Annotated in this window: 12 protein-coding genes; 8 read left to right on the top strand and 4 right to left on the bottom strand. The window is 63.7% G+C overall.

Annotated features, from left to right (window positions below; all coding sequences use genetic code 11):
* Positions 1-9: 9 nt before the first annotated feature.
* The 8 genes from CAY82_RS01510 to CAY82_RS01475 all read left to right on the top strand — a co-directional run bounded on the left by CAY82_RS01510 (position 10) and on the right by CAY82_RS01475 (position 7,143).
* A complete protein-coding gene (locus tag CAY82_RS01510; RefSeq protein WP_087499640.1) occupies positions 10-1,173 on the top strand; it encodes a phosphoglycerate kinase in 1,164 nt (387 codons plus the stop codon).
* The gene (locus CAY82_RS01505; RefSeq protein ID WP_087499639.1) at positions 1,173-1,424 is read left to right on the top strand and encodes a hypothetical protein; all 252 of its coding nucleotides are present in this window, start codon (positions 1,173-1,175) and stop codon (positions 1,422-1,424) included. Before CAY82_RS01510 ends, CAY82_RS01505 begins: the two co-directional genes overlap by 1 nt.
* 122 nt (positions 1,425-1,546) lie before the next feature.
* A complete protein-coding gene (locus CAY82_RS01500; RefSeq protein WP_063911976.1) occupies positions 1,547-1,876 on the top strand; it encodes an MliC family protein in 330 nt (109 codons plus the stop codon).
* Between the two features lie 100 nt (positions 1,877-1,976).
* A complete protein-coding gene (gene fba, locus CAY82_RS01495; protein WP_016712383.1) occupies positions 1,977-3,041 on the top strand; it encodes a class II fructose-bisphosphate aldolase in 1,065 nt (354 codons plus the stop codon).
* A 214-nt stretch (positions 3,042-3,255) separates the two neighbouring features.
* Positions 3,256-5,382, top strand: a complete 2,127-nt coding sequence (locus tag CAY82_RS01490; protein ID WP_087499638.1) for a bifunctional diguanylate cyclase/phosphodiesterase — start codon at positions 3,256-3,258, stop codon at positions 5,380-5,382.
* A gap of 39 nt (positions 5,383-5,421) precedes the next feature.
* Positions 5,422-5,922 carry a M48 family metallopeptidase gene (locus tag CAY82_RS01485; protein WP_087499637.1) on the top strand — a complete coding sequence of 167 codons (501 nt, stop codon included), beginning with the start codon at positions 5,422-5,424 and terminating at the stop codon, positions 5,920-5,922.
* Between the two features lie 12 nt (positions 5,923-5,934).
* Positions 5,935-6,231 (top strand): helix-turn-helix domain-containing protein, encoded by a 297-nt coding sequence (locus CAY82_RS01480; protein ID WP_016395304.1) that lies wholly within the window; start codon positions 5,935-5,937, stop codon positions 6,229-6,231.
* A gap of 174 nt (positions 6,232-6,405) precedes the next feature.
* A complete protein-coding gene (locus tag CAY82_RS01475) occupies positions 6,406-7,143 on the top strand; it encodes an ABC transporter substrate-binding protein (RefSeq protein ID WP_087499636.1) in 738 nt (245 codons plus the stop codon).
* Between the two features lie 131 nt (positions 7,144-7,274).
* Here the strand turns inward: CAY82_RS01475 and yccS are convergent, their stop codons facing one another.
* The 4 genes from yccS to mdtD all read right to left on the bottom strand — a co-directional run bounded on the left by yccS (position 7,275) and on the right by mdtD (position 13,759).
* Positions 7,275-9,458, bottom strand: coding sequence for a YccS family putative transporter (yccS, locus tag CAY82_RS01470; RefSeq protein ID WP_087499635.1), 2,184 nt, complete (start codon positions 9,456-9,458; stop codon positions 7,275-7,277).
* 84 nt (positions 9,459-9,542) lie between these two features.
* Entirely contained in the window at positions 9,543-10,724 is a 1,182-nt protein-coding gene (locus CAY82_RS01465) for an NAD(P)/FAD-dependent oxidoreductase (protein WP_087499634.1), read from the bottom strand.
* Positions 10,725-10,881: 157 nt separating this feature from the next.
* Entirely contained in the window at positions 10,882-12,219 is a 1,338-nt protein-coding gene (dbpA, locus tag CAY82_RS01460; protein ID WP_256576211.1) for an ATP-dependent RNA helicase DbpA, read from the bottom strand.
* 112 nt (positions 12,220-12,331) lie between these two features.
* Positions 12,332-13,759, bottom strand: coding sequence for a multidrug transporter subunit MdtD (gene mdtD, locus CAY82_RS01455; RefSeq protein ID WP_087499632.1), 1,428 nt, complete (start codon positions 13,757-13,759; stop codon positions 12,332-12,334).
* Between the last annotated feature and the right edge of the window lie 14 nt (positions 13,760-13,773).

Raw genomic sequence — 13,773 nt, 5'->3', positions numbered from 1 at the left:
ACTGCATTCATGACCGTGTTGAAGATGACCGACCTCGACCTGCAAGGTAAGCGCGTACTGATCCGCGAAGACCTCAACGTGCCTGTGAAGGACGGTGTGGTAGCCAGCGACGCGCGTATCCTGGCAGCGCTGCCGACCATCAAGCTGGCCCTGGAGAAGGGCGCGGCGGTAATGGTTTGCTCGCACCTGGGCCGCCCGACCGAAGGCGAGTTCTCTGCCGAGAACAGCCTCAAGCCGGTCGCCGATTACCTGAGCAAGGCCCTGGGCCGTGACGTGCCGCTGGTTGCCGACTACCTGGACGGTGTCGAGGTCAAGGCTGGTGACCTGGTGCTGTTCGAGAACGTGCGTTTCAACAAGGGCGAAAAGAAGAACACCGACGAGCTGGCGCAGAAATACGCCGCCCTGTGCGACGTGTTCGTCATGGACGCTTTCGGTACTGCCCACCGTGCCGAAGGTTCGACCCATGGTGTTGCCAAGTTCGCCAAGGTTGCTGCTGCCGGCCCGCTGCTGGCAGCCGAGCTGGATGCCCTGGGCAAGGCCCTGAAGGCACCGGCCAAGCCGATGGCGGCCATCGTTGCCGGTTCCAAGGTCTCCACCAAGCTGGACGTGCTGAACAGCCTGAGCTCGGTCTGCGACCAACTGATCGTCGGTGGCGGCATCGCCAACACCTTCCTGGCCGCAGCCGGCCACCCGGTGGGCAAGTCGCTGTACGAGCCTGACCTGGTCGACACCGCCAAGGCCATCGCCGCCAAGGTCAGTGTGCCTCTGCCGGTCGATGTGGTGGTGGCCAAGGAGTTCGCCGAGAGCGCCGAAGCCACCGTCAAGGCCATTGCCGACGTTGCCGCTGACGACATGATCCTGGACATCGGCCCGCAAACCGCAGCCAACTTCGCCGAGCTGCTGAAGTCGTCGAAGACCATCCTGTGGAACGGTCCGGTTGGCGTGTTCGAGTTCGACCAGTTCGGCAACGGCACCAAGGTGCTGGCCAAGGCCATCGCCGACAGTGCCGCGTTCTCCATCGCTGGTGGTGGTGACACCCTGGCAGCCATCGACAAATATGGCGTTGGCGCCGATATCTCCTACATTTCTACCGGTGGTGGCGCCTTCCTCGAGTTCGTCGAGGGCAAGGTCCTGCCAGCCGTGGCAATCCTGGAAGAGCGGGCCAAGGCCTGATGACGTCGGCGCTTGGCAAAGGGAGTGGCCTGATGGTCAAGCAATTGCCTGTGATGATGCTGGCTGGCCTGCTGAGCGCGTGCGCCGGCAGCCCGGCCTCGGATGCCGACCCGGCGCGGGCGCCCAAGGGCGGTTGCTACCAGTCCGAGTGGCAGGCCGAGACGGTGCCGGTCATCAGTAAGCGCGTGGGCCCGGAAGGCCTGGAAAAGTACGACGAAGACCACCAGCGCAAGGCGCCGGGTTGCCCTTGATCGGGTAACAGGCAACCTGAAGGCTGATTTGTGGTCTTGAGAAGGGGCCGCCGTGCGGCCCATTGTCGTGGCGACGAACCGCGACGATGGGCTGCAAGGCAGCCCCAAATCGAGGAAACTGAATGAAAGCGCTTTTGGCCGTGACGGCCCTGGCGACACTGGCAGGATGCTCACTGCTGCAGCCGGCGCAACCCGCCCCGGCAGACGACTGGACCCGTTGGGTCTGTGACACCCAGGCTGAAGTGCTATGGCGCTTCGCCGATGCGCAGCGCGACCAGGTCGATGTGCGCCTTGGTGGCGGCGACCAGGTCTACCGGCTAAAGGCTGAGCCGGGTGCCTCGGGTGCGCTGTACAGCGATGGCATGCTGGCCTTCCATACCAAGGGCGAAGAAGGCCTGGTGTACTGGGTGGCAACCAACGATCTGATTGGGCGGGGCTGCAAGGCACCGTGACTGGCCGGGCCACGAGGGTGGCCCACACTACTTGAACAGCAACCGCCCCTGCGGCAGGCTTGCACGAAACAAACGACGCTTGTCGGGAGAGAGATACACAATGGCACTCATTAGCATGCGCCAGATGCTGGACCACGCCGCCGAGTTCGGTTACGGCGTACCAGCTTTCAACGTCAACAACCTCGAGCAGATGCGCGCCATCATGGAAGCGGCCGACAAGACCGACTCCCCGGTGATCGTCCAGGCTTCGGCCGGTGCCCGCAAATACGCTGGCGCCCCGTTCCTGCGCCACCTGATCCTGGCTGCCATCGAAGAATTCCCGCATATCCCGGTGTGCATGCACCAGGACCACGGCACCAGCCCTGACGTCTGCCAGCGCTCGATCCAGCTGGGCTTCAGCTCGGTGATGATGGACGGTTCGCTGGGTGAAGACGGCAAGACCCCGACCGACTACGAGTACAACGTCCGTGTTACCCAGCAGACCGTTGCCATGGCGCACGCCTGCGGCGTTTCGGTAGAAGGCGAGCTGGGCTGCCTGGGTTCGCTGGAAACCGGCATGGCTGGTGAAGAAGATGGCATCGGCGCCGAAGGCGTGCTGGACCACAGCCAGATGCTGACCGACCCGGAAGAGGCCGCCGACTTCGTCAAGAAGACCCAGGTCGATGCCCTGGCGATTGCCATCGGTACCAGCCACGGTGCCTACAAGTTCACCAAGCCACCAACCGGTGACGTGCTGGCCATCGACCGCATCAAGGAAATCCACAAGCGCATCCCCAACACTCACCTGGTGATGCACGGTTCGTCCTCGGTACCGCAAGAATGGCTGGCGATCATCAACCAGTACGGTGGCGACATCAAGGAAACCTACGGTGTTCCGGTCGAGGAAATCGTCGAAGGCATCAAGTACGGCGTGCGCAAGGTGAACATCGACACCGACCTGCGTCTGGCTTCCACCGGTGCCATGCGCCGTCTGATGGCGCAGAACCCGAGCGAGTTCGACCCGCGCAAGTTCTTCGGTGAAACCGTCAAGGCCATGCGTGACGTGTGCATCGCCCGTTACGAAGCCTTCGGCACTGCTGGTAATGCCTCGAAGATCAAGCCGATCTCCCTGGAAGGCATGTACCAGCGCTACCTGAAAGGTGAGTTGGCGGCCAAGGTCAACTGATCGACTGGCTACACAAGAAACCCGCAGAAATGCGGGTTTTTTCATTTTTGGCTGTTAGAACCTTACGCCTGTGCAGGCAAACCGACCGTTAGTCGGCTACCGTACAGTTGAGGCACTGATAGCGTTCTGATTGCATTGCGTGTTGCCCGCTCAGGTCTAGAGTACTAGTGGATCCAAGCGTATCTTGAAGTCGGTCACATAATAGAGAAGCAGCATGGATGGCGCTCACCCTCAACCTCTGCCACTGGATGGCAACTCGGTTCTTCTGGTGGTAGATGATTACCCCGAAAACCTCATCAGCATGCGGGCATTGCTGGCCCGCCAGGATTGGCAAGTATTGACGGCAAGCTCGGGGATGGAAGCCTTGAGCGCGTTGCTCGAACACGAGGTCGACCTGGTTCTGCTGGATGTACAGATGCCGGAGATGGACGGCTTCGAAGTCGCCCGGCTGATGCGCGGCAGCCATCGCACCCGGCTGACCCCGATCATTTTCCTCACCGCCAACGAACAGTCCGAAGCGGCCGTGCTCAAGGGCTATGCCAGCGGCGCCGTGGACTACATGTTCAAACCGTTCGACCCGCAGATTCTCAAGCCAAAGGTCCAGGCCCTGCTCGACCAGCAGCGCAACCGGCGCATGCTGCAGCGCCTGACTCGCGAGCTGGAGGCGGCCAGGGCATTCAATGCGTCGATCCTGGAGAACGCCGCCGAGGGCATTCTGGTGGTGGATGCCCAAGGCATCATCAGCTTCGCCAACCCGGCCATTTCCCGTTTGTTGTCAGCGCCGGTGCAGCAGCTGCAGGGCACCCATCTGCTCGACCTGGTGCAACTTGCCAGTGCCAGCCTGTGGAACGAATCGGACTTCTACCAGGCCTACCTGGCTCGGCGCATCTTCCGCGTGCACGATGCCCAACTGCGCACCCTCGGCGGCGAGCTGGTACCGGTGGCGTTGTCCTGTGCGCCGCTGCCGGCCGAACAGCAGGCCATGGTGGTCACCGTGTTGGACATGTCGGTAGTGCGCAACCTGCACCAGCAGCTGGAATACCAGGCTGTCACCGACCCGCTCACCGGCCTGCTCAACCGCCGTGGTTTCTATCAGGCTGCTGAAGGCGCGCTGCTGCGCAACGAGCGCTCGGACAAGGCGCAGGCGCTGATGTACATGGACCTGGATGGATTCAAGCGCATCAACGACTCGCTCGGCCACGACGCGGGTGACCGGGTGCTGCACTGGGTGGCCGAACAGCTCAAGGACTGCCTGGGCAGTGAAGCGCTGCTGGCGCGCATGGGCGGGGATGAGTTCACCGCCCTGTTCGACAGCCTGCCTTACCCGGAACAGGCCGGGCGTTATGCCGAGCGGTTGCTGGAACGCATTTCCATCAGCCACCAGGTGGAAGGACTGGATGTGAGCCTTGGGGTGAGCATCGGCATTGCGACCTATCCGGATTGCGGAGCCAATGTCGAAGGCCTGGTACGCGCGGCCGATGCGGCGATGTATGCGGCCAAGCAGGCCGGGCGTCAGCAGTATCGCTTCTACGATCAGGAGCTCAATGGCCGGGCGCGCTCGCGGTTGATGCTCGAAGACAGCGTACGCATGGCCGTCGAGCAGCAAGACTTCACCCTGGTTTACCAGCCGCAGGTTGGCTTCAACGATGGCCGCCTGCGTGGTTTCGAGGCCTTGCTGCGCTGGCAGCATCCCAGTGTAGGTGACGTACCGCCGGGGCTGTTCATCCCACTGCTGGAAGAGGCGCGTTTGATCAACCGCCTGGCCAGCTGGATCTACCGCCAGGGCGCGGCCCAGCGCCAGGCCTGGTGCCAGCGTTTTCCGGCGGACCTGGTGCTGGGTATCAGTCTGAGCCGCGCGCAGTTCGCCATGCCAAGCCTGGTCGACGAATTGCATCGGGTCATCCAGCTTTACCAGCTGGACCCGGCGCAGCTGGAAGTGGAAGTGGCGGAAACCTCGCTGATGTACAACATCGATGCGGCTGTGAAACAGATACACCGCTTGCGCGAGCTGGGCGTGCGGGTGGCGCTGGATGACTTTGGTGCCGGCGACTGTTCGTTGCGCATGTTGCGCGACCTGCCGATCGATACACTCAAGCTCGACCGCCATCTGGTGGCGCGCCTGCCCGACTCGGCGGTGGATGCCGCACTGGTGCGCAGCGTTATCGGCCTATGCGCCGACTACCGCATCACGGTGATCGCCGAGGGCGTGGAAACCCCGGCCCAGGCGGCCTGGCTGAAGGACAACGGTTGTGAGTACGTGCAGGGTTTTCTGGTGGCTCACCCGATGACCGCGACGGATGCCAGCTGCTTCCCGGCGATTTTCTCCTGGCCTGAGCCATGATTGGCTAGAATCGGCATTCGTTACACCGAATGCAGTGCCATGAGCGTATTACGTTACTTGCAAGCCTACCCCCCGCACTTGCAGCAGCAAGTGCGGCAGATGATCGACAGCGACCGCTTGGGCGAGTACCTGCAGCGTCGCTACCCTGACCGCCATGACGTGCAAAGCGACAAGGCGTTGTACGGCTATGCCCAGGATTTGCGCCAGCAATACCTGCGCAGCGCGCCGAACCTGGACAAGGTGCTGTTCGACAATCGTCTCGACCTGACCCATCGGGCCCTGGGCCTGAACACGGCGGTATCCAGGGTGCAGGGCGGCAAGCTCAAGGCGAAGAAGGAAATCCGCATTGCCTCGCTGTTCAAGGAGGCCGCGCCGCAATTCTTGCGCATGATCGTGGTGCACGAACTGGCACACCTGCGCGAGCGCGACCACAACAAGGCGTTTTACCAGCTCTGCCAGCACATGGAACCGGACTATCACCAACTGGAATTCGACCTGCGCGTCTACCTGACCTATCGGGAGCTGCAGGGCAACTGTTAAGGACCACGCAGCATGGAAGTGAGCAAGACCAAGAGCAGCTTCTACCGCCGCCTGTACGTAGCCTGGCTGATCGACAGCCAGACCGCGACTAGCGTGCCCGCCCTCATGGAGGCCACCGGCATGCCCCGGCGCACTGCCCAGGACACCATTGCGGCACTAGCAGACCTGGATATCGTCTGCGAGTTCGAACAGCAGGAAGGCGCGCGTAACCACGCCGGGCATTACCGCATTCATGACTGGGGGGCGATCGACAAGCAGTGGATCATCCAGCACCTGCGGCAGATTCGCGAAGTGCTGGGGTACCCCTGAGGTTTTCTGGCAGTTGCTCCGGCCTGATCGCATGTCGCATGCGCTTCGGCCAAAATAGAGGCTAAATGACACTATTGGCCGCTGCCCTGGACAGCGGCTTTGTGTAATCTCATCAGCAGTTGCAAAGAAGACCGCCTTCACAGTGTGTGCCCTCCATTGCGAAAGGACTTGAGCATGCGGCCACTGCTTTGTGTTCTGGGATTACTGGCATCGATGCTGGCAACCCCCGCCCTGGCTGGCGACCAGCTGCGCCTGGTGGCGGACAGCTGGCCACCGTTCACTGATGCCAACATGCCGGGCGGCGGCCTGGCGACCAGCATCGTCACCACGGCGCTGGCCAGGGCCGGCTACACCAGCGGGTTCGAAGAAGTGCCTTGGGCGCGGGCGTTGCTGGGGGTGAGTGAAGGGCGCTATGACGTGCTGATCAACGCTTGGTACAACGATTCACGCGCCCGCATCGGGCAGTTTTCCACCGCCTACCTGACTAACCGCATTCGCTTGCTGCAGCGCAAGGGCGAGGCGTTCCGCTACAAGAGCCTGTCGGACTTGTATCCCTACAGCATCGCCGTGGTGCGGGATTACGCCTATTCCCCCGAGTTCGACCGCGACACCCGCCTGCACAAGGTGCCGGTGCGCAACTTTTCCTCTGCGGTACGCATGCTGGCGGCAGGGCGGGTGAACCTGGCAGTGGAAGACGAGTATGTGGCCCGTTACAACTTGCAACGCGAGCTGCCGGAGGTACGCGACGGGGTGATGCTGGTTGAGCCGCCGCTGGGAGAGAACACCTTGCATATCCTGGTCAGCCTGAAGCACCCGGAGCATGAGCGGATCGTCGAGCGGTTCGAGCAGGCGATTGCGGCGATGAAGGCGGATGGCAGTTTTGCGCGGTTGCTGCGCCAGTATGGCTTCTGATTTCTACTGCCTGTGCCGGCCTCTTCGCGGGTGAACCCGCTCCCACAGGAACACCACAAGCCTCAAGTCCTGTGAGATACCTGTGGGAGCGGGTTTACCCGCGAAGAGGCCGGCACAGGCGATAGTACAACTCAGGCCGGCGCACCTTCCTTGATCAGGTGTGCAGCCAAGGTCCGCAACGGCCCCAACTGCCGGCAGATCAACGCCAACTGCGTCTGCACCAACCGCTGATGCTCGTCCAGCTCCTCCGGCATCTGCTCCAGGGCATTGGCCAGCGCCTCTTCGGCATCACTGTGAATCGCCACCGGCAGCCGCGCGGCCAGGCCATTGGCAATCTCGTCCAGGCTGCTGGCCAGGCTTTGCCCGGCACCTTCTATCAACTGCTCCTGCACCTCCGCAGGCAAAGCCGTGTCGCGGTGCGCGCCCAGCCCCGAGAGGTAGCTGAGCAAGGTGTGCGACAGCACCAGGAAGCGGAAGCCGACGTCGGCCTCCTTCCGGAAATGCCCCGGCTCCATCAGCATGTTGGCCAGGGTGGTGGACAGCGCCGCGTCGGCGTTGTGGGCGTTGCGCCGGGCCAGGCGGTAGGCCAGGTCATCGCGCTTGCCGTGGGCATACTGTTGCATGATCTGCCGCAAGTACACGCTGGCGCAGGCAAGGGTATTGGCCAGCGCCTTGTTCAGCCGTCGCCCCTGCCAGTCGGGGAGGAACAGGAACACCGCGAGGATGGCGATCAGGCTGCCGACCAGGGTATCGAACAGGCGCGGCAGGAACAGGCCATAGCCATCGCCGATCTGGTTGAAGCAGAACAGTACCATCAGGGTGATCGCGGCCGTGGCCAAGGTGTAGCGGGTGGTACGGTTGACGAAGAACACCACCCCGGCGACCACGGCGAACAACGACTGGATGAGCGGGTTGGGGAACAGGTCGAACAAGGCCCAGCCCACCGTCAGGCCGACGGCGGTGCCGGCTATCCGTTGCACCAGCTTGCGTCGGGTCGCACCGTAGTTGGGCTGGCACACGAACAGCGTGGTGAGGATGATCCAGTAGCCCTGAGTCGGGTGGATCAGGTGCACCATGCCATAGCCGACCGACAGCGCCAGCGGCAGGCGCAGGGCATGACGGAACAGTAGCGAGGTCGGCGTCAGTTGGGTGCGCAGGCGGGTCCACACGTCCTTCAGCGAGCGTGGCGAGCGGTCGAGCAGGCTGCTATCGCTGGCGTCGGCCAGGCTGTCCGGGTTGCTGGCGGCGCTGAGCAGCCGGTCCAGCGTCGCCAGGTTGGCCGCCAGCGCCCGCAGCGAGCGCAGCAGGCCGCGCCAGGCCGGGTTGTTCTGCATGCGCAGGTGCTCCAGCGAGGCGTTGAGGTCTTCGAGGGCTTCGGGATAACCGCTGGCCAGCACGAACGGCTGGCGCAGGCGGATCGAGCGGGCCAGCTCCTGGCAGGATGAGCCTTGCTTACGCAGCAGACGCTGGCAGCGGAACATCACGTCGCTGTGGAAAAAGGCCTCAGTCAGGGCGTTGTAGGGATAGTGCGAAGCACTGACCCGTTCATGGATGTCCTGGGCCAGGAAGTACAGCTTGAGGTAGCGGCTGACCTTGGAGTTCGGCTGGCTGTTGCCCACCCGGTGCAGGATGATTTCCTTGGCCGCGTTCAGCGCTGCCACCACCTTGCCGTTCTGCTGGGCCAGCTCCAGGCGCCGGGCTTCGACGTCAAGGGTGCGGATGGGTTCGAACAGGCTGGCCTTGAGCTTGAGGTAGCTGCCCAGCTCGAAGAACAACTTGGCCAGGCTCTGCTGCACCGGCTGGTTGGAAAACAGCGCCTGCCACAGCACCGACAGCAGCCCGTACCAGGCCGCTCCCGCCACCAGTAGCAGCGGTTCGTGCCAGAAGTCGGTGACCTGGCCGCCGCGCTGGTCCACGCCGATCATGGTGTACACCGCAGTGATCAAGGTCGCCGAAGCGATGGCGCCATAGCGCTCGCCCAGGGCGCCGAGCATGGTCAGGCCGAAGGCAGCCAAGGCCAGGGCGATGACGAAGATCCAGGGGTAGGGGAACAGCAACTCGACCGCCAGCGCGGCGATGGCAAAACACACCAGGGTAACGGCCAGGGCGCTGAGGCGGCCCTGCCAGCTGTCATCGGTTTCGGCCAGGGCACTGGCGATGATGCCGAGGAACAGCGGAATCAGCAGGGCCATCTCGTTCTGGTACCAGCACAGGGCCAGGCTGCCGGTGAGGGCGATGGTAACCCGGATGCTGTAGCTGAACTTGTCTTGGCCCCACAGGCGACGCAGTGACTGACGGAACGAGCTCGATGACATGATGGCCTGCTAGGCAGTGAGCGAATGAAATGCATTGCAGCACGGCCAGCAAGAAGCGTTCCGTGCTGCTGAATGGATTCTACTCTACACGAACTGCGCTGCGGCGTTGGCCGATGCCCAGGCCCACTGGAAATTGAAACCACCCAGGTGGCCGGTCACATCCAGCACTTCGCCGATGAAGTACAAGCCGGGACTTTTCAGCGATTCCATGGTTTTGGACGACACCTCGCGGGTGTCCACGCCGCCCAGGGTCACTTCGGCGGTGCGGTAGCCCTCGGTGCCGGCCGGCACCACCTGCCAGTTCGCCAGTTTCTCGGCAATCTGTGTCAGTTCCGCCGGGGTGTACTGCTTCATGGGCCTGGACTCGAACCACTGCTCGGCCAGCAGGTTGGCCAGCTTGCGGGTAAACACTTCGCCCAGTACGGTCTTCAGCTCGGCGTTGGCGCGTTCGGCCTGCATCTGTTGCAGCCAGGTCAGTGCATCACGGTCGGGCAGCAGGTTGATCTCGACCGTGTCACCGGCTTCCCAGAACGACGAAATCTGCAAGATCGCCGGGCCGCTCAGGCCTCGGTGGGTGAACAGCAGGTTTTCGCGGAAGCTGGTGCCGTTGCAGCTGGCGGTGCAATCCAGCGAGGTGCCGGACAACTCGGTGCACAGTGCCTTGAGTTGGGGCTCGGTGATGGTGAACGGTACCAGCCCGGCGCGGGTCGGCAGCAAGGTGTGGCCGAACTGGCGGGCCACCTGGTAGCCGAAGCCGGTGGCGCCCAGGGTCGGGATCGACAGGCCGCCGGTGGCGATCACCAGCGACTGGCAGGCGAACTGGCCGCCGCTGGTCTGCAGCAGGTAGCCGCTCTCGGTCTTTTCGATCTGCTCGATGCTGGTGTGCATGCGAATCTCGGCACCGGCCTCGTCGCATTCGGCCAGCAGCATGTCGAGGATGTCGCTGGCCTTGTTGTCGCAGAACAGCTGGCCGAGCTTCTTCTCGTGGTAGGCCACGCCGTGCTTGCACACCAGTTCGATGAAGTCCCACTGGGTGTAGCGGGCCAGGGCCGATTTGCAGAAGTGTGCGTTCTGCGAGAGGAAGTTGCCCGGCTCGGTATACATGTTGGTGAAGTTGCAGCGGCCGCCGCCGGACATGAGGATCTTCTTGCCCGGTTTGTTGGCATGGTCGAGCACCAGTACCCGGCGGCCACGGCGGGCGCTGAGCTGGGCACACATCAGGCCGGCGGCGCCAGCGCCGAGGATGATCACGTCGGTGGAGTGCACGGTGTTACCTCTTCAGGATTGCTGGGGGCTGCTTTGCAGCCCTTTCGCGACACAAGGCCGCTCCCACAAGGGATTGCACAAGATTTGAAATTTGCGCAATACCGTGTGGGAGCGGCCTTGTGTCGCGAAAGGGCCGCAACGCGGCCCCAAAATTAGGTCAGACGATACGGACTTTCAGGGAGCGCCCCTTGATCTTGCCGCTGTTCAGGCGCTGCATGGCCTGCTTGGCCAGCGCCCGCTCCACGGCCACGAACGCCTGGAAATCGAAGATCGCGATCTTGCCCACCTGCTTGCCCGGGATCCCGGCATCACCGGTCAGCGCCCCGAGGATATCGCCCGGGCGCAGCTTGTCCTTGCGCCCGGCAGCGATGCACAGGGTGCTCATCAGCGGCAGCAGCGGCTCGCCGCCCTTGTGCTTCAGGCTGTCCAGCTGGTCCCAACGCAGCGGACTCTTCTGCAGGTCTTCGATGGCCTGGGCGCGGTGGCCCTCGGCTGGAGCCACCAGGCTGACCGCAATACCTTTCTCGCCGGCACGGCCAGTACGGCCCACACGGTGCACATGGATCTCCGCATCACGCGCCAGTTCGACGTTGATGACCATGTCCAGGCCATCGATGTCCAGACCGCGCGCAGCCACGTCGGTAGCTACCAGCACCGAGCTGCTGCGGTTGGCGAACATGGTCAGCACCTGGTCGCGGTCGCGCTGTTCCAGGTCGCCGTGCAGGGCCTGGGCAACGATGCCTTTGGCGGTCAGGTGGGCGACCACATCTTCGCACTGCTGCTTGGTGAAGCAGAACGCCACGCAGGACTGCGGGCGGTAGTGGCCGAGCACGCGGGTGACGGCCTCGAGGCGTTGTTGCGGGTCGATCTCGATGAAGCGCTGCTCGATCTGGTTGTCGGTGTGCAGGCTCTCGACCTTGACCTGCTGCGGGTTGCGCATGAAGTCAGCAGCCAGTTGCTTGATGCCGGCCGGGTAGGTGGCCGAGAACAGCAAGGTCTGGCGGCGCGACGGGGTTTTGCCGATGATGCTGGCAATGGCGTCGAAGAAGCCCATGTCGAGCATGCGGTCGGCTTCGTCCAGCACCAGGGTGTTGAGCCCGTCGAGCACCAGGGTGCCCTTGTCCAGGTGCTGCTGGATGCGCCCCGGGGTACCGACGATGATGTGTGCGCCGTGCTCCAGCGAAGCGATCTGCGGGCCCAGCGAAACACCGCCACAAAGTGTCAGGATCTTGATGTTGTCTTCTGCGCGGGCCAGGCGGCGCAGCTCCTTGGCCACCTGGTCGGCAAGCTCGCGGGTGGGGCACAGCACCAGCGCCTGGCAGCCGAAGTAGCGCGGGTTGATCGGGTTGAGCAGGCCGATGCCGAAGGCGGCGGTCTTGCCGCTGCCGGTCTTGGCTTGGGCGATCAGGTCCTGGCCCTTGAGGATGACCGGCAGGCTCTGGGCCTGGATCGGCGTCATCGAGGCATAGCCGAGGGCGTCCAGGTTGGCCAGCATGGCAGTGGACAGCGGCAAGGTGGCAAAGGCGGTGGATTCGGTGGTCACGAGGCGGGCCTGCAGTGCAAAGCGAAAAATGCCGCACAGTCTACCAGCCTCATGGCCGTTCGCCCTACGACTCCATGTGTTGTTCCGGACGACGGGCACGCCTTCCGTCCGTCGGCGCCAGTTGCAGGAAGATCGCCGCCGCCAGCATGGCCATCACGCCGATGGTGACGAAGGTCAGCTGGAACGCCCCCAAGGTGGTTTCCACGCCTTCGGCGCTGCCTGCCGCGGTAAAGCCGCCGAGCAATGCACCCGCACACGCCACGCCAAGGCTCAGGGCCAATTGCGCGACCACCGACAGCAGGCTGTTGCCGCTGCTGGCGCTGGCGTCGTCGAGGTCGATCAGTGTCACCGTGTTCATTGCGGTGAACTGCATCGAGTTGACCGCCCCGAGCAGGCCCAGCTGAATCAGTAGCACCGCATAGGGCGTCTGCTCGTCGACCAGCCCGAGGCTGGCCAGCAGCAGGCCCAGCAGCAGGGTGTTGCCGGTGAGGATGATGCGATAGCCAAAGCGTTCGATCAGTGGCCGGGCAATGGACTTGGCCAGCATTGCCGCCGCCGCCAGCGGGATCATGCTCATGCCGGCCTGGGCCGGCGAGTAGCCCAACGCCACCTGCAGCAGCAACGGCACCAGGAACGGCAGGGCGCCGCTGCCCAGGCGGGCGAACAGGTTGCCGAGGATGCCGATGGCAAAGGTGCGCACGCGGAACAGGTTGGGCGAGAACAGTGGTTCCGGGTCGCGCCCGGCGCGCAGCCAGTAGGCCGCCAGGCAGGCCATGCCGGCGAACAGCAGCAACATCACTCGCAGGTGCGGCAGGTGCAGTTCGCCCAGGCCTTCCATGGCGATGGTGATCAATACCATCGCTGCACCAAACAGCAGGAACCCGGGGCCATCGAACGTGGTGCGCTCGGCGCCGCGCAGGTCGGGGATGAACCTCCACACGGCATAGCAGCCGATCAGGCCGACCGGCAGGTTGAGCAGGAAGATCCAGTGCCAACTCAGAATTTCCACCAGCCAGCCGCCAACCGTTGGGCCCAGTAGTGGCCCAAGCAGGCCGGGGATGGTGATGAAGCTCATGATGCGCACCAGCTCGGTGCGCGGGTAGGCACGCAGTACCACCAGCCGCCCGACCGGCAGCATCAGCGCACCGCCCAGCCCCTGCACGACGCGGGCGAAGATCAGGAAGCCGAGGCTGTTGGCGGCGGCGCACAGCAGCGAGCCGAAGCTGAACAGCAGGATGGCGCTGAAGAAGATGCGCTTGGTGCCGAAGCGGTCGGCGATCCAGCCCGAAGCGGGGATCAGCAGGGCCACGGTGAGCATGTAGGCGATGATCACGCCCTGCATGCGCAGCGGGTCTTCGGCCAGTGAGCGGGCCATGGCTGGCAGCGCGGTGTTGAGGATGGTGCCGTCCAGGGACTGCATGAAGAAGGCGATGGCCACCACCCAAGGGATCCAGCGGGCGGTGACAGGGTCCAGCGGGGTGCGTTCGGGCATGACTTCCTCGTTTG

This window comes from Pseudomonas sp. SID14000, assembly GCF_002165135.1.
Lineage (GTDB): Bacteria > Pseudomonadota > Gammaproteobacteria > Pseudomonadales > Pseudomonadaceae > Aquipseudomonas.
The sequence above is the reverse complement of the archived record's forward strand: the minus strand, read 5'-3'. Positions and strand labels throughout refer to the sequence as shown.

What these genes read in the sequence shown, in the direction of transcription:
- CAY82_RS01510 (WP_087499640.1), top strand. Translation starts at nt 10, where the DNA reads ATGACCGTGTTGAAGATGACCGACCTCGACCTGCAAGGTAAGCGCGTA.
- CAY82_RS01505 (WP_087499639.1), top strand. Translation starts at nt 1,173, where the DNA reads ATGACGTCGGCGCTTGGCAAAGGGAGTGGCCTGATGGTCAAGCAATTG.
- CAY82_RS01500 (WP_063911976.1), top strand. Translation starts at nt 1,547, where the DNA reads ATGAAAGCGCTTTTGGCCGTGACGGCCCTGGCGACACTGGCAGGATGC.
- fba (WP_016712383.1), top strand. Translation starts at nt 1,977, where the DNA reads ATGGCACTCATTAGCATGCGCCAGATGCTGGACCACGCCGCCGAGTTC.
- CAY82_RS01490 (WP_087499638.1), top strand. Translation starts at nt 3,256, where the DNA reads ATGGATGGCGCTCACCCTCAACCTCTGCCACTGGATGGCAACTCGGTT.
- CAY82_RS01485 (WP_087499637.1), top strand. Translation starts at nt 5,422, where the DNA reads ATGAGCGTATTACGTTACTTGCAAGCCTACCCCCCGCACTTGCAGCAG.
- CAY82_RS01480 (WP_016395304.1), top strand. Translation starts at nt 5,935, where the DNA reads ATGGAAGTGAGCAAGACCAAGAGCAGCTTCTACCGCCGCCTGTACGTA.
- CAY82_RS01475 (WP_087499636.1), top strand. Translation starts at nt 6,406, where the DNA reads ATGCGGCCACTGCTTTGTGTTCTGGGATTACTGGCATCGATGCTGGCA.
- yccS (WP_087499635.1), bottom strand. Translation starts at nt 9,458, where the DNA reads ATGTCATCGAGCTCGTTCCGTCAGTCACTGCGTCGCCTGTGGGGCCAA.
- dbpA (WP_256576211.1), bottom strand. Translation starts at nt 12,219, where the DNA reads ATGCTGGCCAACCTGGACGCCCTCGGCTATGCCTCGATGACGCCGATC.
- mdtD (WP_087499632.1), bottom strand. Translation starts at nt 13,759, where the DNA reads ATGCCCGAACGCACCCCGCTGGACCCTGTCACCGCCCGCTGGATCCCT.